The 17794-nt window shown below is 63.9% G+C and carries 19 protein-coding genes; 11 read left to right on the top strand and 8 right to left on the bottom strand.

Translation table 11 applies throughout. The features are described from left to right. Positions 1–16: 16 nt before the first annotated feature. Entirely contained in the window at positions 17–991 is a 975-nt protein-coding gene (gene trxB / locus NKI47_RS01400; protein ID WP_352586850.1) for a thioredoxin-disulfide reductase, read from the bottom strand. Positions 992–1246: 255 nt separating this feature from the next. Here trxB and NKI47_RS01395 point away from each other — a divergent pair, with 255 nt between their 5' ends. Further along, positions 1247–1723, top strand: coding sequence for an Lrp/AsnC family transcriptional regulator (locus NKI47_RS01395; protein WP_023678347.1), 477 nt, complete (start codon positions 1247–1249; stop codon positions 1721–1723). Between the two features lie 283 nt (positions 1724–2006). Here the strand turns inward: NKI47_RS01395 and NKI47_RS01390 are convergent, their stop codons facing one another. From NKI47_RS01390 to NKI47_RS01380, 3 genes are all read right to left on the bottom strand, one after another. Beyond that, positions 2007–2582 (bottom strand): D-sedoheptulose-7-phosphate isomerase, encoded by a 576-nt coding sequence (locus NKI47_RS01390; protein WP_352586848.1) that lies wholly within the window; start codon positions 2580–2582, stop codon positions 2007–2009. Positions 2583–2589: 7 nt separating this feature from the next. Then, the gene (gene rfaE1 / locus NKI47_RS01385; RefSeq protein ID WP_352586847.1) at positions 2590–4068 is read right to left on the bottom strand and encodes a D-glycero-beta-D-manno-heptose-7-phosphate kinase; all 1479 of its coding nucleotides are present in this window, start codon (positions 4066–4068) and stop codon (positions 2590–2592) included. Positions 4069–4207: 139 nt separating this feature from the next. Beyond that, a complete protein-coding gene (locus tag NKI47_RS01380; protein WP_023678350.1) occupies positions 4208–4840 on the bottom strand; it encodes a LysE family translocator in 633 nt (210 codons plus the stop codon). A gap of 177 nt (positions 4841–5017) precedes the next feature. Here NKI47_RS01380 and rfaD point away from each other — a divergent pair, with 177 nt between their 5' ends. Genes rfaD through waaC form a run of 3 tightly spaced genes read left to right on the top strand, consistent with a single transcriptional unit; the run spans position 5018 to position 7928 of the window. Beyond that, positions 5018–5968, top strand: coding sequence for an ADP-glyceromanno-heptose 6-epimerase (gene rfaD, locus NKI47_RS01375; RefSeq protein WP_352586845.1), 951 nt, complete (start codon positions 5018–5020; stop codon positions 5966–5968). Continuing rightward, positions 5941–6948, top strand: a complete 1008-nt coding sequence (gene waaF / locus NKI47_RS01370; protein ID WP_352517063.1) for a lipopolysaccharide heptosyltransferase II — start codon at positions 5941–5943, stop codon at positions 6946–6948. Before rfaD ends, waaF begins: the two co-directional genes overlap by 28 nt. Then, the gene (gene waaC / locus NKI47_RS01365; protein WP_352517062.1) at positions 6945–7928 is read left to right on the top strand and encodes a lipopolysaccharide heptosyltransferase I; all 984 of its coding nucleotides are present in this window, start codon (positions 6945–6947) and stop codon (positions 7926–7928) included. Before waaF ends, waaC begins: the two co-directional genes overlap by 4 nt. A gap of 207 nt (positions 7929–8135) precedes the next feature. Here the strand turns inward: waaC and greA are convergent, their stop codons facing one another. After that, positions 8136–8609, bottom strand: coding sequence for a transcription elongation factor GreA (greA, locus tag NKI47_RS01360; protein WP_023719113.1), 474 nt, complete (start codon positions 8607–8609; stop codon positions 8136–8138). A 328-nt stretch (positions 8610–8937) separates the two neighbouring features. Continuing rightward, entirely contained in the window at positions 8938–9495 is a 558-nt protein-coding gene (locus NKI47_RS01355) for a tetratricopeptide repeat protein (protein ID WP_254819249.1), read from the bottom strand. Positions 9496–9730: 235 nt separating this feature from the next. On the opposite strand from NKI47_RS01355, the gene NKI47_RS01350 reads away from it, so the two are divergent. The 4 genes from NKI47_RS01350 to NKI47_RS01335 all read left to right on the top strand — a co-directional run bounded on the left by NKI47_RS01350 (position 9731) and on the right by NKI47_RS01335 (position 12930). Beyond that, positions 9731–10156, top strand: coding sequence for a DUF3775 domain-containing protein (locus NKI47_RS01350; protein ID WP_023678354.1), 426 nt, complete (start codon positions 9731–9733; stop codon positions 10154–10156). Between the two features lie 76 nt (positions 10157–10232). Next, the gene (locus NKI47_RS01345; protein WP_352586842.1) at positions 10233–11183 is read left to right on the top strand and encodes an extensin-like domain-containing protein; all 951 of its coding nucleotides are present in this window, start codon (positions 10233–10235) and stop codon (positions 11181–11183) included. A gap of 118 nt (positions 11184–11301) precedes the next feature. After that, positions 11302–12156, top strand: coding sequence for an extensin-like domain-containing protein (locus NKI47_RS01340; RefSeq protein WP_352586840.1), 855 nt, complete (start codon positions 11302–11304; stop codon positions 12154–12156). Between the two features lie 66 nt (positions 12157–12222). After that, complete coding sequence (locus tag NKI47_RS01335) at positions 12223–12930, top strand: LssY C-terminal domain-containing protein (protein WP_352586838.1); 708 nt, start codon at positions 12223–12225, stop codon at positions 12928–12930. Between the two features lie 45 nt (positions 12931–12975). On the opposite strand, the gene NKI47_RS01330 is transcribed toward NKI47_RS01335, so the two are convergent. Next, positions 12976–13995, bottom strand: a complete 1020-nt coding sequence (locus NKI47_RS01330) for a zinc-dependent alcohol dehydrogenase family protein (RefSeq protein WP_352586836.1) — start codon at positions 13993–13995, stop codon at positions 12976–12978. Between the two features lie 127 nt (positions 13996–14122). Between NKI47_RS01330 and NKI47_RS01325 the strand changes: the two genes are divergently transcribed. The 3 genes from NKI47_RS01325 (at position 14123) to NKI47_RS01315 (ending at position 17248) form a co-directional block, all read left to right on the top strand. Continuing rightward, a complete protein-coding gene (locus tag NKI47_RS01325; RefSeq protein ID WP_352586834.1) occupies positions 14123–15064 on the top strand; it encodes a LysR family transcriptional regulator in 942 nt (313 codons plus the stop codon). Positions 15065–15123: 59 nt separating this feature from the next. After that, a complete protein-coding gene (locus tag NKI47_RS01320; protein ID WP_352456966.1) occupies positions 15124–16434 on the top strand; it encodes a hemolysin family protein in 1311 nt (436 codons plus the stop codon). Positions 16435–16510: 76 nt separating this feature from the next. Beyond that, positions 16511–17248, top strand: coding sequence for a class I SAM-dependent DNA methyltransferase (locus NKI47_RS01315; RefSeq protein ID WP_352456965.1), 738 nt, complete (start codon positions 16511–16513; stop codon positions 17246–17248). A 133-nt stretch (positions 17249–17381) separates the two neighbouring features. On the opposite strand, the gene arr is transcribed toward NKI47_RS01315, so the two are convergent. Further along, entirely contained in the window at positions 17382–17789 is a 408-nt protein-coding gene (gene arr, locus NKI47_RS01310) for an NAD(+)--rifampin ADP-ribosyltransferase (protein WP_352456964.1), read from the bottom strand. Positions 17790–17794: the final 5 nt, after the last annotated feature.

Raw genomic sequence — 17794 nt, 5'->3', positions numbered from 1 at the left:
GCCGCTTGTTCAACATTCACTCCGCCGCTTCGCGGTGAACCTCGATCCCCGCCAGATATTTTTCCGCCTCGAGCGCGGCCATGCAGCCGAGCCCGGCCGCCGTCACCGCCTGGCGGTAGATATCGTCGGTCACGTCGCCGGCGGCGAACACGCCCGGCATATCGGTGCGGGTCGAATCCGGCGCCGTCCACAGATAGCCGTTCGGCTTTTGCTTCAGCTTGCCGGCAAACAGCTCGACCGCCGGCGCGTGGCCGATCGCCACGAACACGCCGTCGACCACCAGATGCATCTCCTGCCCGGTCACCACGTTGCGCAGCTTCAGCCCTTCGACCGATGGCGGCAGCGGCGCCTTGCCGGGCCTGCCGGTGATCTCGTCGACCACCGCGTCCCAGATGACGCGGATATTATCTTTCCGCAGCAGCCGCTCGCGCAGGATGCGCTCGGCGCGGAAATCGCTGCGCCTGTGGATGACGGTGACGCTCTTGGCCAGGTTGGAGAGATAGAGCGCTTCCTCCACCGCCGAATTGCCGCCGCCGATCACCGCGACATCCTTGCCGCGATAGAAGAAGCCGTCGCAGGTGGCGCAGGCCGAAACGCCAAATCCCATGAAGGTCCGTTCGCTCGGGATGCCCAGCCATTTCGCCTGCGCGCCGGTGGCGATGATCAGCGCGTCGGCGGTATAGATCGTGCCGGAATCGCCCTTGGCGCGGAACGGCCGCACGTTGAGGTCGACTTCGGTGATGATGTCGTTGACGATGTCGGTGCCGACATGCTCGGCCTGCCTGAGCATCTCGCTCATCAGCCATGGACCCTGGATCGGTTCGGCGAAGCCCGGATAGTTTTCGACATCGGTGGTGATCATCAGTTGCCCGCCCTGCTGCAGGCCGGCGACCAGCATCGGCTTGAGCATGGCGCGGGCGGCATAGATCGCCGCCGTATAGCCGGCGGGGCCGGAGCCGATGATGAGAACAGGCGCATGCTTGGTGATCATGAAAAACCTCTGCGGGGAGCAGCCATGGATTGTGGCATGAACTCTCGTCGATTGTTGCGCGTAATGTAAGTGTTGCCTGCGACGCGAGCAAGGCAAGTTGCCGTTCGTCCCCGGAAGGCTTCGGCGCCGGCGACGGCGACAAGCAACCCGCAGCAAGATGATGCAAAAATCCTCGATCCAGCGGATGGAATAGACAGCAAAGTCGTTTAATTACAAAGTCGCGAAAGATTCTTTCGCGTCATCACGGAAGCCACCATGCCGATCAAGGCCGATCTCGATGCCATCGACTGGAAGATCCTGCGCGAGCTTCAGCAGGACGGACGCATGACCAATGTCGAACTGTCGAGCCGCGTCGGCATTTCGGCGCCGCCGTGCCTGCGCCGCGTCAGGCGGCTGGAAGAGGCCGGCATCATCCGCGGCTACCGCGCTTTGCTCAACGCTCCGGCGCTCGGCCTCGACGTCGTCGCCTTCTGTCTGATCGGCCTGCATCACCAGGCCGACGCCGAACTCAAGACCTTTGCCGAGCGCACCCGCGGCTGGCCGATCGTGCGCGACGCCTGGATGGTGTCGGGCGAGTCCGATTTCCTGCTACATTGCGTGGCGAGCGATCTCGGCACCTTCCAGACCTTCGTCATCGAGGAACTGGCCTCGGCCCCCAATGTCGATACGGTGCGAACCGCGCTGACCATCCGCCGGGTCAAAGACGAAGGGCTGGTGGCGTTTTCGGCTTAAGAGAGCAGGCAAAGCGGCTGCGAAACAAAAACCCGGAAACAAAAAACCCGCCTCGGCGGGCGGGATCGTCGGTGGAAATCATCACCATACCCAAATTAGTAGCATAGCTGCCGGCACAAAGCAAGAACAAAATGTGGCTATGCGTCAAATAATAATCGCTACAGGCTAGGGCTGCCCCTCACCTTACCCTCTCCCCGTGAAGGACGGGGAGAGGGGTCGCCAGCGTTGCGGCTAGTCCCTTCTCCCCGTTGACAATTGACGGCCTCTACCCGGCCTGGCGCAATCACCCTGCGTCGCAGAGGCGCGTTTCGACCATTTCGCACAAATGGTGGTAGAGGCACAAATGCCCCTGCTGGATGATCGGCGTCGAGGTCGAGGGTACGTTGAGCAGGATGTCGGAGAGCGGCTTCAGCTTGCCGCCGGTGTCGCCGGTCAGGCTGACCACCGTCATGCCCATCATGCGCGCCTGTTGGGCGGCGGCGAGGATGCTTGGCGAATTGCCGCTGGTCGAGATGGCGAGCAGCACGGCGCCCGCCGAACCATGCGCCTCGACCTGGCGCGCAAACACCGTGTCGAAGCCGTAATCATTGCCCCAGGCGGTCAGCACCGCCGCGTTGGCCGGCAGCGCGATGACGTTGTAGGCCTTGCGCTCCCTGAGGAAGCGGCCGACCAGCTCGCCGGCGATATGGATGGCGTCGCTGGCCGAACCGCCATTGCCTGCTATCAGCAGCGCCTTGCCCTGCGAAAGCGCGGCGACGACGGCGCTGACCGCCCGCTCCATCTCGCTGGTCAGGTCGCGCTCGACCATCGCCGAAATCGCGGCCGCCGAGCGGGCCAGGTAATCGTTCAGTTCGGACATGAAACCCTCAGTTCCCGGCGCGCAACCTGCCGATAGTGCCGGTCGTGCTCTTGCCGGCGACGAGGTCGACCAGCACGACGCGCCCGCCGGCCTTCTGCACGACATCGGCGCCAACCACCTGATCGACCGTATAGTCGGCACCCTTGACCAGTATGTCGGGGCTCAGCGCCTCGATCAGCGAAAGCGGCGTATCCTCCTCGAAGATGACGACGGCGTCGACCGAGGCAAGTGCTGCCAGCACGCAGGCCCGGTCATGCTGGTCGTTGACCGGGCGCCCCGGCCCTTTCAGCCGGCGCACCGAGGCATCGCTGTTGAGGCCGAGCACCAGCCGATCGCACTGGCTGCGGGCCGCATGCAACAGGCTGACATGGCCGGCATGCAGGATATCGAAACAGCCATTGGTGAAGCCGACGCTCAAGCCCTCGTCTTTCCAGCCCGCCACCAGCCGCGCGGCGGCGGCGGCATCGAGGATCGCATCCAAGTGGGCGACCGGACCATGCGAGCGAAACAGCGCACCGGTGAGTTCCTCGATCGTCAGCCGCGCCGTGCCGCGCTTGCCGACGACAACGCCGCCGGCGGCGTTGGCGATCGATCCGGCCATGACGCGGTCGGCGCCTGCTGCAAGTCCCAGTGCAAACGTCGCGATCACCGTGTCGCCGGCGCCCGAAACGTCGAACACTTCGCGCGCCTGCGTGGCGATATGGCGGGCGTCGTCCGCACCGATGACGCTCATGCCCTTTTCGCTGCGCGTCGCGACGACGAAATCGAAACCGTGCGCCGAAATCAGCTGGCGCGCCGCCGCCTCGATTTCGTCGTCGGCAAACACTGCGCGGCCGACCGCCTCGCCGAGTTCCTTGCGGTTGGGCGTGATTGCCGTCGCGCCGGCATAACGCGCATAGTCGCGGCCCTTCGGGTCGACCAGCACCGGCTTGCCCGCTTCCCGACAGATCGAGATCAGCTCGCCGGCGGCGCCGTCGAGCAGCACGCCCTTGCCATAGTCGGACAGGATGACGATGTCGGCGCGCGCCAGCGCTTCGCGAAAATGCCCGACCAATGTCGCGCGCTCGGCATCGCCCAGCGGCTTGATTTCCTCTTCGTCGAAACGCAGCACCTGCTGGTTGAGCGCGCTGAATCGGCTTTTGGACGACGTCATGCGATCGGCATCCTGCGCCAGCCCGCCGGTGTCGACGCCAAATTCGCCGAGCATGCGCATGAGGTTCTTGCCGGCCTTGTCAGCGCCGATCACCGAGACCGGTATGACGGCAGCGCCGAGCGAAACGATGTTGGCGACGACATTACCGGCGCCGCCCATCGCCAGCGTTTCGCCGCGCCCGTGCAGCACGGGGATCGGCGCTTCCGGCGAAATGCGCTCGATCACGCCGTTGACGAAACGGTCGAGGATGAAATCGCCGACCACCAGCACAGTGGCGCTGCCGAAGCGCGAGATGGCGCGGTGAAGGGGTTCGGGAGAGGGCAGCTTGATCATGTCAACGCGTGGGAGGGCCGATTTTCGGTGACGGGAAATTCGATGGGCAGGGCCGGCCGTTCATGGCGATGCCGATATACCGCAATTTCAGCCGACGCAACGGCAGGCCTTCGACCGATCGCCGCGGCGAGACAGTGCGTCAGCTTTTCTGCAACGCGACATGCACGCCCAGTCCGACAAGCACCGCACCGCCGGCGCGCCGCATCAGGCGCTGCGCCCGGCTCGACTGCCGCAGCCTGGCGATCACCGCGCCGGCCAGTATCACGCAAACAATGTCGGCCGACGAGAACATCAAATTGACGATCGTTCCAAGCACGACGAACTGCAGCCAGACCGGAAACGCTGCCGAGGCATCGATGAATTGCGGCAGGAACGCCATGAAGAAAATCGCCGTTTTCGGGTTGAGCACCTCGACGGCAACGCTCTCCAAAAACGCGCGGCGGGCGGATTTCGGCTGAATTCCCGGCAAGACAACGTCGCCTTGCGCCTTGGCGCGAAACAAAGAAACACCGAGCCAGACCAGATACAGCGCACCGACCAGCTTGACCGCCATGTAAAGCACCGGCACGGCATGGAAAAGCACCGACAGGCCGACAGCGGCGGCGAAGACATGAACGTAGCCGCCGAGATGGATGCCGAGCGCCGCCATCAGCCCGGACCAGCGGCCGCGCGCCATGGTTTGCGCGGCGGCATAGAGCATGGCGGGACCGGGGATATAGGCGAAGATCGCCGTGGTGGCGAAAAAGGCGACAAGCAGTTCGGTTGACGGCATTACCTTGCTCCTGTCACGCTTCGCCGGTGGTCACCGACTGAAGCGAGAGCTTTGCGGCGGCACTGTGGCGCTCATCCGGCCGCCCCGCCACCTGCTTTGTCGACAGCCCGGCCCGCCTCCCCTATAAGGCCAGAATCCCACAAGGGCTACAACCGGCACAAGGTACCAGAGGCTTTCATGATCATCGTCACGGGCGGCGCCGGCATGATCGGTTCCAACATCGTCGCCGCGCTCAACGCCGAGGGTTTCAGCGACATCCTCGTCGTCGACGACCTCACCGACGGCCACAAGATCGCCAACCTCGCCGATCTCGAGATCGCCGATTATCTCGACAAGGACGATTTTCTGGCGCGGATGGAGGCCGGCGACCTCGGCCGCATCGAGGCCGTCTTCCACCAGGGCGCCTGCTCGACCACCACCGAATGGAACGGCAAGTTCATGATGGAGGTCAACTACGCCTATTCGAAGCGCCTGCTGCACGCCTGCCTGGCCCTGCGCTTGCCCTTCCTCTATGCCTCGTCCGCTTCCGTCTATGGCAGCGGCGCCGAGTTCCGCGAGGAGCCGCAATACGAGCGCCCACTGAACGTCTATGCCTATTCGAAAAAACTGTTCGACGACTATGTCCGCCGCACTGTCTTCGATACCGACCACTCGCCGGTGGCGGGCCTGCGTTATTTCAACGTCTACGGACCGCGCGAGGCGCATAAGGGCGCCATGGCCTCGGTCGCCTTCCATCTGTTCAACCAGGTCGAGCAAGGCCAGAACCCGAAACTGTTCGGCGCCCATGGTGGTTTCGGGCCCGGCGAACAGAGCCGCGATTTCATCCATGTCGGCGATGTCGCCGACGTCAATCTGTGGCTGTGGAAACGCGGCTCGAGCGGCATCTTCAACTGCGGCACAGGCAAGGCCCAGCCGTTCCGCGCCATTGCCGAGACGGTGATCGATACGCTCGGCAAGGGCCAGATCGAATTCATCGAGTTTCCCGACCACCTCAAGGGCAGCTACCAGAGCTTTACGCAAGCTGATATGTCCCGCTTGCGCGCAGCCGGTTACAACGGCCAGTTCCGCACAGTGGAAACCGGCGTCAGAGATTATGTCGAATGGCTGAAAGCCCAACGATCCTCGTGATCGGCCCACGCTGGGTGGGCGACATGGTCATGGCGCAGTGCCTGTTCCAGGCGCTGAAGGAGCTTCATCCCAACGCCGCCATCGACGTGCTGGCGCCGGCGTGGGCAGCACCCCTGGTCAAGCGCATGCCCGAAATCCGCCAGCAGATCGACCTGCCGCTGCAATCCGGCGCGTTCGAATTCCGCGTCCGAAGGCGCTTCGGCCGCCTGCTGCGCGGCCGCTACGACATGGCCTTTGTCCTGCCGGGAAGCTGGAAGTCGGCGCTGATCCCGTTCTTTGCCGGCATTCCGCGCCGCGTCGGCCATCTCAAGGAAATGCGCTATGGGCTTCTGACCGACATCGTGCCCTTGCCCGATCGCCTGAAACGGCGCACCGCGCAGGCCTATTTCAGCCTTGCCCGGGGCGGCGCGTTCCAGGCGCCGAAGCTTGCCGTCGATCAAGCCAACCAGGCAGCATTGTTCGGCCGTTTCGGGCTGACGGCGGGGAAATTCGTGGCACTCATGCCCGGCGCCGAATTCGGCCCGGCCAAGCGCTGGCCGAGCGAACACTATGCCGGCCTTGCCCGTGAGATGATGGCGAAAGGGTTTGGCGTCGCGCTGTTCGGATCGAAGAACGACGCTGAGGTGACGGCTGAAATCGCCGCGCTGGCGCCGGGCACGGTCGATCTTGCCGGCCAGACGCGGCTCGAGGATGCCATCGACCTGATCGCGGCGGCGAGGCTCGCCGTCTCCAACGACAGCGGGCTGATGCATGTCGCCGCCGCCGTCGGCACGCCGGTAGTCGCCGTCTACGGCTCGACCTCGCCGCAGAACACGCCGCCGCTCGCCGAGCGCCGCGAACTGGTCTGGCTCGGCCTGTCCTGTTCGCCCTGCCACAAAAAAATCTGCCCGCTCGGTCATCTCAACTGCCTGAAGACGCTGGAGGTCGAACGCGTCGTGGCGGCGGCGGAGCGGCTGCTGGAAATGCCGGCCGCCGCATGAAAGTGCTGATCGTCAAGACATCGTCCATGGGCGACGTCATCCACACCTTCCCGGCGATCGAGGACGCGCGCCGCGCTCGGCCGGATATCTCCTTCGACTGGTGTGTCGAAGAGGCATTTGCCGGCATCGTGGCGCTGCATCCAGCCATCCAAACCATCCACAGCGTGGCGATCCGGCGCTGGCGCAGGAAGCTGCTTCAGCCCGGCACATGGCGGGAAGTGATCGGCTTGCGCCGCGCCTTGCGCGATTGCCGCTACGACCTCGTTCTCGATGCGCAAGGCTTGCTGAAATCGGCGCTGGTGGCGCGGCTGGCGGCAGCGCCGATCGCCGGTTTCGACCGTTCGAGCGCCCGCGAGCCTTCGGCGAGCCTGTTTTATGGCCATCGCTACGCCGTGCCGCGCGGCCTGCATGCCATCGAGCGCACGAGATGGCTGTTCGGGCTGGCGCTCGGCTACGAGCTGGATTTTTCCAGGCTTGAATCGGGCATCGTGCCGCCAGCCGGAAGATCGACTTTTGCCGGTGAAAAGACCGCCTTCCTGCTGCACGGCACCAGCCGCGAGGACAAGAAATGGCCGGTCGCGGACTGGATCGAAACCGCTCGCCTGCTGGTGGACAAGGGAATAACGCCGGTCACCACCTGGTCGAACGATCGGGAACAGGCGGTTGCCGAGGCGATCGCCCGTGCCATTTCGCAAACCGTGGTGGTTCCCAGGTCGCCGCTAGCCGAGATCGCCGCCGTCATCGGCGGCTCGGCGCTGGTCATCGGCGCCGACACCGGCCTGACCCATCTCGCCAGCGCTTTCGGCCTGCCGACGGTGGCGATATTCCTCGCTACCGAGCCTGGCCTGACCGGCCCGCGCGGGCCGTTCTCATCGACGCTGCTGGCCAGGCCCGGCCACAGCGTCACGCCGCCGGAGGTGATGGCGGAAGCCGAAAGGCTTGTGGAGCGCCAGACGCTTGGTCAGGCCGGTGGCCGCTGATTTGCTCAATCAATTCAATCAGAAAGGTCAGCGCTGCCCCTTCCCTTCTCCCCTTGTGGGAGAAGGTGGATTGGCGCGCAGCGCCAAGACGGATGAGGGGTGTTGGACGGAGTGCGGAGGGAGCCAAGCTGGAACACCCCTCATCCGACCTCGCTTCGCGAGGCCACCTTCTCCCACAAGGGGAGAAGGCAGAGCAGCGCCAATCCCCTAGATAAATTGCACCTGGACGATCTCATAACCCCTGGCGCCGCCTGGCGCATTGACCTCGATGGCGTCGCCGACTTCCTTGCCGATCAGGGCGCGGGCGATCGGCGAGGAGATCGAGATGCGGCCGGACTTCACGTCGGCTTCCTGGTCGCCGACGATCTGGTAGGTCTTTTTCTCCTCGGTATCCTCGTCGACCAGCACCACTGTGGCGCCGAACTTGACCTTGTCGCCGCTGAGCTTGGTGACGTCGATCACCTCGGCCCGCGCGATCAGGTCCTCGAGTTCGTTGACCCGGCCCTCATTGAGGCTCTGTGCCTCTTTTGCCGCGTGATATTCGGCATTTTCGGAGAGGTCGCCATGCGAGCGCGCTTCGGAAATCGCCTCGATGATACGCGGCCGCTCCTGTTGCTGGCGCCAGCGCAGCTCTTCCTTCAATGACGCGAACCCCTCGCCTGTCATCGGGACCTTGTTCATAATGCCTGACCTTTCCTGCCGCCGCCCCCGCAATCGGGAGCGACCTTGTCGATGGTACAAAAAGAAAACGGTCCGGCAGCCTCGGGCTAACGGAACCGTCTCACCACAATTTCGCAAGATATAGCAATCTTCGCGGGTTTTTCACGTCCAAAAAGTCGGTTTTTGAAAAATCATCCACCGATTGCACGGCTGACCCCACGTCAAGCGGGGGTTTCCAAGATCGTATCGTGTACCGTGATGCCAAATCTCGGTTGTGGCCAACATGTGCAGCACAGCAAAAAACCGGCTGCGATCGCTCACAGCCGGTTATGAGGAGCGTTCCGGAGGATCAGCTCCTCATGAAATGATCGATCTGCTCCGAGAGCATGCCGTATTCGCGAGATCCCTTGCCCGTGCGCTTCTCGATCTCGCGGAGCTGTTCCTGGGCGCCGGCAAGATCGCCGATCTGCAGGTGCGCCTCGCCGAGATATTCGCGTACCAGCGTGTAGTTCGGGTCGATGCGCAGCGCTTCCTCGTAATAGCCGAGGCCGACGGTGACGCGGCCGGAATGGCGGTGCGAATAGCCGAGATAGTTGAGGATGCGCGGGTCCTGCTTGTTGGCGGCGAGGCTGAGCACGGCGATCGCCTCGTCATAGCGTCCATCCATCGCCAGCGCGCGACCGGCATCGTAGATGCTGTCGTCGTCCAGCATGCCTTGCTTCGGGGAGACGCATTTCTTCTGTTTCTTGTCCCACGCCTCCCCCTTCTTGCACTGGGACTGGCCGCCGCCGCCATTGCCGCCACCGCCGCCACCACCTCCTCCGCCCTCTCCAGCCGAAAACGCCGGAGCCGCAATCAGCGGCAGGGCGGCGATGGCCATGGCGTAAATCAGCAATCGTCTGCGCATCGAATTCTCCTTTGAACTGACAATGCAACACTAACGCCGGGCCAACGCCGTTTCGTCCCGGAAAATGTCATCCTATCTCAAAACCGCGATCTCTCCCAGCAAGGCCATCTTATCCCGGGAAGAGAGGGCATCGGAAATCATGCTTCACGATCAACGCCGCCGCGCAAGATAATGTGACGAGCGCTGCAAATCCGCTATCATCCGGCCGACCGAGCACGAAGCAGGGAGACGGCCGGTGCAGCAACGCGTTGAACGAGACTGGGAGCTTTCGATCGGTCCCGACACCGTGCGCCTGTTCATCCTGAAGGCGAAGGCGCTCAGCGCCGCCGTCAACGAAGACTATGCTGACGGCGCCGAGCACGAGGTAGAGCTCGACGGCAACGCGCACGACAACCACCATCATGACGGCCTTGCCGAGGAAAGCTCCGAAGATCTCACCGAAGAAGAACTGCGCGAGCTGATCGACGATCTCAATGTCGACGAAGCGGCCGAACTGATTGCGTTGGCCTGGGTCGGCCGCGGCGACTATGACGCGACGGAATGGACGGACGCGCTGTCCGCCGCCCGCGAGCGCGCCAACAAGCGCACGGCAAAATATCTGCTCGGCATGCCGCTGCTGGCGGACTGGCTCGAGGAAGGCTTGGAAGCGATCGGCGCGTGACGGCGCGGTTACCGATTGTGATCGGCCGCCCCCCTCGCTCAAGGCAACTTCCCTGCATTCTGGCCGTTGCGACGTAATGGCGGCGTTTGGCTTTTTCAGATTGGGCAGATTGCTGCTGGCCGTTGCGGCTACGCCGCTGGCCGGGTCCGTATCGGCCAAGGCCCCTCAATTGCCGCAAACTGCACCGGTTCCGCAGCTCAACCAGCAAGTCACGCCCCCGCCACCAACCGAGATCCCGGTCCCCGAACCGCGCCCGGCGGATGCTCCGGAGCCGCCCCAGGCCACTCAGCCGCAAAACGGCCAGCCAAACGCCAAGCAGCCGGAGCCGCCGGCGATCGCACCACTACCTCCTGAAAAGCCAGCGGAGGCAGAGCCATCGGCAAGCGCACCGAACCCGTCGGAAAAGCCGGCCGAGGCGGACAAAAAGGAGGAGAAAAAAATCCTTCCTGATCCTCGATCGGCCGCCATTGCCGAGAAAGAAATGCCGGCCGAAGAATTGGCCTGCCGCAGGCGGCTGAAGTCGATGGGCGTCGATTTCGTGGAGCGCAAGCCCGAGCGCGATACGGCGGTCGGTTGCTCGATCCCCTACCCGATCGTGCTGAGGACGCTCGGCAAATCCATCGCCATCGGCCCGGAGCCCGAGCTGAATTGCCAGATGGCGGAAGCGGCCGCACGCTTTGCTGCTTCGGTCATCCAGCCTGCCGCAAAGGCCGAGTTCGGCGCGGATATTAAATCGATCGGCCAGGCCTCCGCCTTTGTCTGCCGGTCGCGCAATGGCGGCGGCAAATTGTCGGAGCACGCCTTCGGCAACGCGCTCGATATCGCCAGCTTCAAGCTTTCGGACGGGAAGGAGATCGATGTCGGCCCGGCGCCGCCGGAAAAGGACGCGAAATTCCTGAACGCAGTGCGCAAGGCAGCCTGCGGACCGTTCAAGACCGTGCTTGGCCCCGGCAGCGACGCCGATCATTCGCAGCATCTCCACTTCGACCTCGAACCGCGCCGCAACGGTGGTACGTTTTGCCAGTGACATCGAGCCCGCCGAGGTCGGGCGCCGCAATTTGGCCGCAGGCGTGAACGGCGCCGCTGATTTTTCCTTTACCCTTGGCGATTAAACTCTGTGCCATCTGGGGACAGGATACCTGCCGATGGCCGGAATATTTCGCGCTGCGCTTGCCGCCGCGCGGCAAACAAGGCGCGCGCGCATAGCCGGCAGGCTTGCCGCCCTGCTTGCCATTGCGGCGGTCTCGGCCTGCAATACCGGCAGCGTGCTGTCGCTGCAGCCGGCCGTCGATGTCGGCAGCCAGACCGCTGCCGTCCCGCCCAATTCCGACCCGCAATATTCCGGCGCGCAAGATTCCGGGCCGCAATATTCGGGTATGCAGCGCCTCGTCCCGTCCAATCCCTTTATGACGGCCGCCTATCCGCGCCTGGACAACCCGATGTCGCCGGCCGAACAGATGCCGGCCACAGAGATCGATTGCCGCAAGGAATTGAAACGCCTCGGCGTCGTCTACACCGACGTTGCGCCGATCCATGAAGGCCAGTGCGGGATCGACTATCCGGTCAAGGTCTCGGCCATCGGCAGTGTCGAGATGAAGCCGGCCGCGACGCTGACCTGCGACATGGCCGCCACCTTTGCCGGCTGGACCAGGAACGAACTCGTGCCGTCGGCCCGCTGGCGCTATTTCTCAGGCGTCAAGACCATCCACCAGGGCTCGAGCTATTCCTGCCGCAGGATTGCCGGCGAAGGTGTTTTGTCGGAACACGGCAAGGGCAATGCGCTCGACGTGATGAGCATCGAACTCAACAATGGCGACGATATCGACGTCCGCAAGCCCGGCCTGTTCGCCTTCCGCACCCGCGGCTTCCTCAACAATGTCCGCGCCGACGGCTGCCAGTATTTCACCACCGTGCTCGGCCCCGGCTACAATTACGATCACCGCAACCATTTCCATTTCGACATCAAGAACCGCAAGAACGGCTATCGCGCCTGCCGCTGATTGCAGCCCCTGCCCAAGACTTGCTGCGCCGGTTAAGATGGTGCGCAGACGCTTGGGTGGTGCCTCTTGAGCCAACGAAGCCTGCGACGACGTGCAACGACCTGGCTGGTGGCATGCTGTGCCGCCTATCTTTCGCTCGCCTATTTCGCCGCGCCTGAGTTCTGGACGTTGCGGGACCGCAATTTTCGCAATCAGCAATTCGAGATGGTGACGCACACGCCGCAAGGCATTCCGGGCGATCCGATCAATGTCGGCCTTGTCGGCACCAAGAAGGAGCTTGTCCATGCTTTTGCCGTCGCCGGCTGGGATACGGCAGACGCCATCACGCTGAAGACGGCCATCGAAATCGGCGAAAGCGTGCTGTTTGACCGCCCCTATCCCGACGCGCCGGTCAGCCGGCTGCTGTTCGAAGGCCGCGCCCAGGACCTCGCCTTCGAAAAGCCGGTCGGTGACAGCGCCGACCGGCGCCACCATGTCCGCTTCTGGCAGACCGATGCGACCGGAGACGACGGCCGGCCGCTCTGGCTCGGCTCGGCAAGCTTCGACCGCGGCGTCGGCCTCAGCCATGACACCGGCGCGATCACTCATCACATCGGCCCCGACATCGACGCCGAGCGCGATGGGCTGATGCGCGACCTCTCCGCCGCCGGCATGCTGATCTCGACCAGCGAGATACCAGGCGTCGGCGCCACGAAGACCGGGCGCAACGGCGAAGGCGATCCCTATTTCACCGACGGCAAGGCCATCATCGGCGTCCTGCTGCAACTGCCGTAGGCGCGCGATCGGCCTTCCCGTCTGACCCATTTCGTCCCGACGGGCTCAGGGCACGGTGATCACGATCTTGCCGAACGGTCCCGTCTCCAGACGCTCGAATGCCTGCGGCACCTCGTCGAAGCCAAACACCTTGTCGATCACCGGCTTGATCGCGAGCGTCTCGATCGCCTGGTTCATTCGCTCGAAAGCGCGGCGGTGGCCGATCGATATGCCCTGGACGACGATCCGGTTGCGCAGGAACGGAATGATCGGGAAACTGAGCTCCATGCTGCCGAGAAGGCCGATGAGCGACAGCCTGCCGTCGGCGCCCAGCGCATTGAGCGAGCGCCGCGCATTGTCGCCGCCGACCATTTCCAGCACATGCCTGACGCCGGCCCCGTTTGTCAGTTCGCGCGCAGCCTCGTCCCATGCCGGCTGGCTGCGATAATTGATCGCCTTCCAGGCGCCGAGCGCCTTCGCCCGCTCGACCTTCTCGTCGCTGCTCGAGGTGACGATGGCGCGCAGGCCGAAGGCGGCGGCAAATTGCAGCGCAAACAGCGACACGCCGCCGGTGCCCTGGATGAGAACGGTTTCCCCCGGGATCGGCTTGGCCGCCTCGACCAGCGCGAACCACGCCGTCAGCGCCGCGATCGGCAGCGTCGATGCCTCGACGTCGCTGAGCGACGGCGGCGCCGCCACGGCGGCATCCTCATGAAAAAGCACATGCTCGGACAGCATGCCGGGCAGTGACGAACCAAGCGTATGCTTGTGCAGCACCGGCGGGGCGTCGCCGTCCGGCCAGTCGGCGATCACCTGGCCGAGCACGCGCTGCCCGATGCCGAAGCGGCTGACTTCGCTGCCGGTGGCGACTACTTCGCCTACCGCGTCCGATGTCGGCACGAACGGAAAGCTGAGGTCCGGTATCAGCACGCCATCGACGATCATCCTGTCCTTGTAATTCAGCGATACCGCTGTGACGCGTACCAGAAGATCATGCGGCCCGGGTTGGGGCAGCTTTCCATCAGCCGGCTTCAACCTGGACAGGCCGAAACCGTTCATCTGCCAGGATCTGTTTTCGGTGCTCATTTGGTTCGCGCTCCGTGGTTGATGATTGCGCGAGACATTTACGCCGTTTCACTATGGAGAAAAGTGCTTCCATGTGGCATGTTCTGCAACAGATTAAGGAGCAAAACTCTACAATAGGAGCGCTTCATTGGAATCGGCCAATTTGCAAGGCATCGTCGCATTCATTCACGCGGTGGAGGCCGGCAGCTTCACCGGCGCTGGCGCACGGCTGCATGTCACCAAATCGGCGGTCGGCAAGTCGATCGCGCAGCTGGAACAGCGATTGGGCGTCCGCCTGCTCAACCGCACCACCCGCAGCCTCAGCCCGACCAGCGAGGGCCTGAGCTATTACGAAGCCTGCGTCAGGGCACTGGCCGAGATCGAAGCCGCCCGGTCGCTGTTGGCATCGCGCAAGCAGGTGCCTTCCGGGCGGCTGCGCGTCGACCTGCCTTTGGCCTTCGGCCGGCGGTGCGTCGCCCCGCTGCTGTTCGACATTTCCAAAAAATTCCCGGACCTGACGATGGAAATCTCGTTCAACGACCGGCGCGTCGACCTGATCGAGGAAGGCATCGACCTGGCGGTGCGTATGGGCGACCTCGACGACAGCTTGTCGATCGCCGCGCGCCGCATCTATGCCCAACGTTCGGCCATCTGCGCCGCCCCCGCCTATCTCGACGCCCATGGCAGGCCGCTATCGATCGAGGACCTGGCCAGGCACAGCCTCATCGGCTACGGCCGCGACGGCACGGTCCACCCCTGGACAGTCAGGCATGTCGACGGCCGTCTCGAAAAATTCGCGCCCAAGGCGCGGCTGGTGCTCGGCCACGGCGAACCGATGCTCGATGCGGTACTGGCCGGCTGCGGCATCGTCTATCTGCCGACATGGCTGACGGCCGACAGCATCAGGCGCGGCGAGCTCGAAATGGTTCTGTCGGACTGTCTTGTCGAAAACACCGTGGTGCATGCCATCTGGCCGGTAACACGCAATCTCGCGCCAAAGGTGCGCGTCGTCGTCGACGCCCTGATCGAGCATTTTTCCGCGCCGCCCTGGGATGCGGCATGGGTGCCGCCTGATTGCCCGGCTCGCTAAATTTAAAAAGCGCGACCGTCCTATTTTCGAAAACCGCGCGGCAATGCTATGGACCCGGCATGCTTTATGCTGAAATTGCCATCGTGGTCGTCCTCATCTGCGTGAACGGCCTTCTGTCGATGTCCGAACTCGCCATCGTCTCGTCGCGGCCGGCGCGCCTCAAGACGATGATCGACCGCAACGTCAAGGGCGCCGGCCGGGCCCTGGCGCTCGGCGCCAATCCGGGAAAATTCCTGTCCTCGGTGCAGATCGGCATCACTTTGGTCGGCGTCTTGTCCGGTGCCTTTTCCGGCGCCACGCTCGGCGAGCGGCTGGCCACCTCCCTGGCGTCGGCCGGCATCCGCGAAAGCCTCGCCGATCCGCTCGGCGTCGGCATCGTCGTCGCCCTCATCACCTATGGCTCGCTGATCATCGGCGAACTGGTGCCCAAGCAGATCGCATTGCGCGACCCCGAACGGGTAGCCGTCAGGGTCGCCCCAGCAATGACCATCCTCGCCAGCGTCTCGGCGCCGCTGGTCTTCCTGCTCGATTTTTCCGGCCGCGCCCTCCTGTGGCTGCTTGGCCAGCGCGGTCAGAGCGAGGATAAGGTCACCGACGAGGAGATCAAGATGCTGGTCGCCGAAGCCGAGCACCACGGCACCATCGAATCCGACGAACGGCGGATGATCGCCGGCGTCATGCGGCTCGGCGACCGTGCCGTGCGCGCGGTGATGACGCCGCGCACCGAAGTCGACTGGATCAATCTGCAATCCGACGAGGCGGCCATCAGGAAGCTGCTGATGGACACCCAGCATTCGCGCCTGCCGGCCGGCGACGGCGGCGTCGACGCCATGATCGGCGTCGTCCAGACCCGCGACGTGCTGGCCGCAATGCTCGGCGGCCGCGCTCTCGACCCGCGCCGGCACGTGCGGGCCGCGCCGATCGTGCATGACCAGGCCGACGCGCTGGACGTGCTTGCGACGCTGAAGGAATCCGACGTGCCGATGGCGCTGGTGCATGACGAATACGGCCATTTCGAAGGCATCGTCACCCCGGCCGACATTCTGGAAGCGATCACCGGCGTCTTCCGTTCGGATCTCGACGCCGGCGAAGAGGAAAACGCCGTCAAGCGCGAGGACGGCTCATGGCTGCTCGCCGGCTACATGCAGGCCGACGAGATGGCAGAGGTCCTCGGCATCGACCTGCCTGAGAGCCGCGATTACGAAACCGTCGCCGGCTATGTGCTGTCGCATTTGCACCATCTGCCGGCGACCGGCGAATGTGTCGACGCGCAAGGCTGGCGCTTCGAGGTCGTCGACCTCGACGGCCGCCGCATCGACAAGCTCATCGCCACCCGCCTGCCCGGCCGCCACCGCGAGGTCGTGCGGTAACGATCGACGCGACTTATGGGCTATATGCTCGCGGCGACGCCGCTCGCACAGTCAAAATTGATTGGGAATACCGCCTATGGTCGACCACCTTTTCGCCGACCCATATCTCGCTGCCGTCTACGACGCCTGGCACCCGAGATCTGCGCGCGACGACTATGATTTCTACCTGCCCCGCATTCTAACAGCAGACGCGGTGCTTGATGTCGGATGTGGAACGGGCACCCTCCTTCACGAGGCACGCCTGGCCGGACATTCAGGGCGGCTCTGCGGCATCGACCCAGCACCCGGCGTGTTGAATCGCGCACGAACGCGCGCGGATATCGAATGGGTTCTCGGCGATCTCCAATCGGCCGGCTGGACAGCCGAGTTTGATCTCATTGTGATGACGGGGCACGCATTCCAGGCCCTTGTCAGCGACGAAGACCTGAGGGATTTCATGGCGGCTGTCCGACACGCCCTTGTGCCAGGCGGATGCTTCGCGTTCGAAACGCGGAACCCTTCGGTGCGGGCGTGGGAGCACTGGACACCCGAAAATGCGGTCGTCGTTGAGCTGCCTGACGGGTCGCTGGTGCAGATCACAACAGAGGTGATCATGCGGTTCGATGGACAGACGGTGACATTCACCCACAGGTTCGGCGGAAAGCATCCGAGCCTTCCGCAAGTTAGTCGCAGCACCTTGCGATTCCTCGAGACGGACGCCTTATCGAGCCTGCTGGGGAACGCGGGGCTACGGATCGAACAGCAATTCGGCGGCTTTGACGGCAGCCCACTTGGCCCTTCGAGCCCAGAGATCATCACGTTCGCGACGAGATGAAAAGGAGCATCCGCTCTCCAGCCCTGCAAGCAACGACAACTCGCGGACCCATTGCGGACGTGGAGCCGTATTTCGCGGGGACTGCCGCCGACCGTAGGTCAGAGCCAAGCTTGGCAATCGCAGAACTCAGCGATCAATCGATTGCCTCGATACCTTGTGCCTTCAGCCGTTCGAGATGGTCCTTCATCTCTTTCAGCCGCTCGGGGGAGTGGCCCTGCCACTCGGTGACCTCGCCCGTGATCCTGAGCGGCTCGCGGCAGCGATAGGACTGCGTCGGATTGCCGGGAAATTTCTTGTCCGTAAGATTGGGGTCGTCCATGACCGGGCCGGTTGGTTCCACGATGTAGATCCTTTCGCGTCCGTCACCGGCGGCCAGTTCTGCACCCCAGATAGCCGCATCCAGAGTGCCGGTTAGATAGACCCAGGCTGCCTGCTTTCGCGCCCCGTAATTGGAGCTGTAACCGGCTTCGATCAGGTCTCCCGGCTTAAGATCGGCCCGGGTGCCGTGGTAGAATTGGCGCGGCTTGTCGGAGGCTGTCATCGGCT

This window comes from Mesorhizobium sp. M0633, assembly GCF_040320645.1.
GTDB lineage: Bacteria > Pseudomonadota > Alphaproteobacteria > Rhizobiales > Rhizobiaceae > Mesorhizobium.
The sequence above is the reverse complement of the archived record's forward strand: the minus strand, read 5'-3'. Positions and strand labels throughout refer to the sequence as shown.

Excerpts from the sequence above, each read along its gene's own strand:
- trxB (WP_352586850.1), bottom strand. The coding sequence starts at position 991 with ATGATCACCAAGCATGCGCCTGTTCTCATCATCGGCTCCGGCCCCGCC.
- NKI47_RS01395 (WP_023678347.1), top strand. The coding sequence starts at position 1,247 with ATGCCGATCAAGGCCGATCTCGATGCCATCGACTGGAAGATCCTGCGC.
- NKI47_RS01390 (WP_352586848.1), bottom strand. The coding sequence starts at position 2,582 with ATGTCCGAACTGAACGATTACCTGGCCCGCTCGGCGGCCGCGATTTCG.
- rfaE1 (WP_352586847.1), bottom strand. The coding sequence starts at position 4,068 with ATGATCAAGCTGCCCTCTCCCGAACCCCTTCACCGCGCCATCTCGCGC.
- NKI47_RS01380 (WP_023678350.1), bottom strand. The coding sequence starts at position 4,840 with ATGCCGTCAACCGAACTGCTTGTCGCCTTTTTCGCCACCACGGCGATC.
- rfaD (WP_352586845.1), top strand. The coding sequence starts at position 5,018 with ATGATCATCGTCACGGGCGGCGCCGGCATGATCGGTTCCAACATCGTC.
- waaF (WP_352517063.1), top strand. The coding sequence starts at position 5,941 with ATGGCTGAAAGCCCAACGATCCTCGTGATCGGCCCACGCTGGGTGGGC.
- waaC (WP_352517062.1), top strand. The coding sequence starts at position 6,945 with ATGAAAGTGCTGATCGTCAAGACATCGTCCATGGGCGACGTCATCCAC.
- greA (WP_023719113.1), bottom strand. The coding sequence starts at position 8,609 with ATGAACAAGGTCCCGATGACAGGCGAGGGGTTCGCGTCATTGAAGGAA.
- NKI47_RS01355 (WP_254819249.1), bottom strand. The coding sequence starts at position 9,495 with ATGCGCAGACGATTGCTGATTTACGCCATGGCCATCGCCGCCCTGCCG.
- NKI47_RS01345 (WP_352586842.1), top strand. The coding sequence starts at position 10,233 with ATGGCGGCGTTTGGCTTTTTCAGATTGGGCAGATTGCTGCTGGCCGTT.
- NKI47_RS01340 (WP_352586840.1), top strand. The coding sequence starts at position 11,302 with ATGGCCGGAATATTTCGCGCTGCGCTTGCCGCCGCGCGGCAAACAAGG.
- NKI47_RS01330 (WP_352586836.1), bottom strand. The coding sequence starts at position 13,995 with ATGAGCACCGAAAACAGATCCTGGCAGATGAACGGTTTCGGCCTGTCC.
- NKI47_RS01320 (WP_352456966.1), top strand. The coding sequence starts at position 15,124 with ATGCTTTATGCTGAAATTGCCATCGTGGTCGTCCTCATCTGCGTGAAC.
- NKI47_RS01315 (WP_352456965.1), top strand. The coding sequence starts at position 16,511 with ATGGTCGACCACCTTTTCGCCGACCCATATCTCGCTGCCGTCTACGAC.
- arr (WP_352456964.1), bottom strand. The coding sequence starts at position 17,789 with ATGACAGCCTCCGACAAGCCGCGCCAATTCTACCACGGCACCCGGGCC.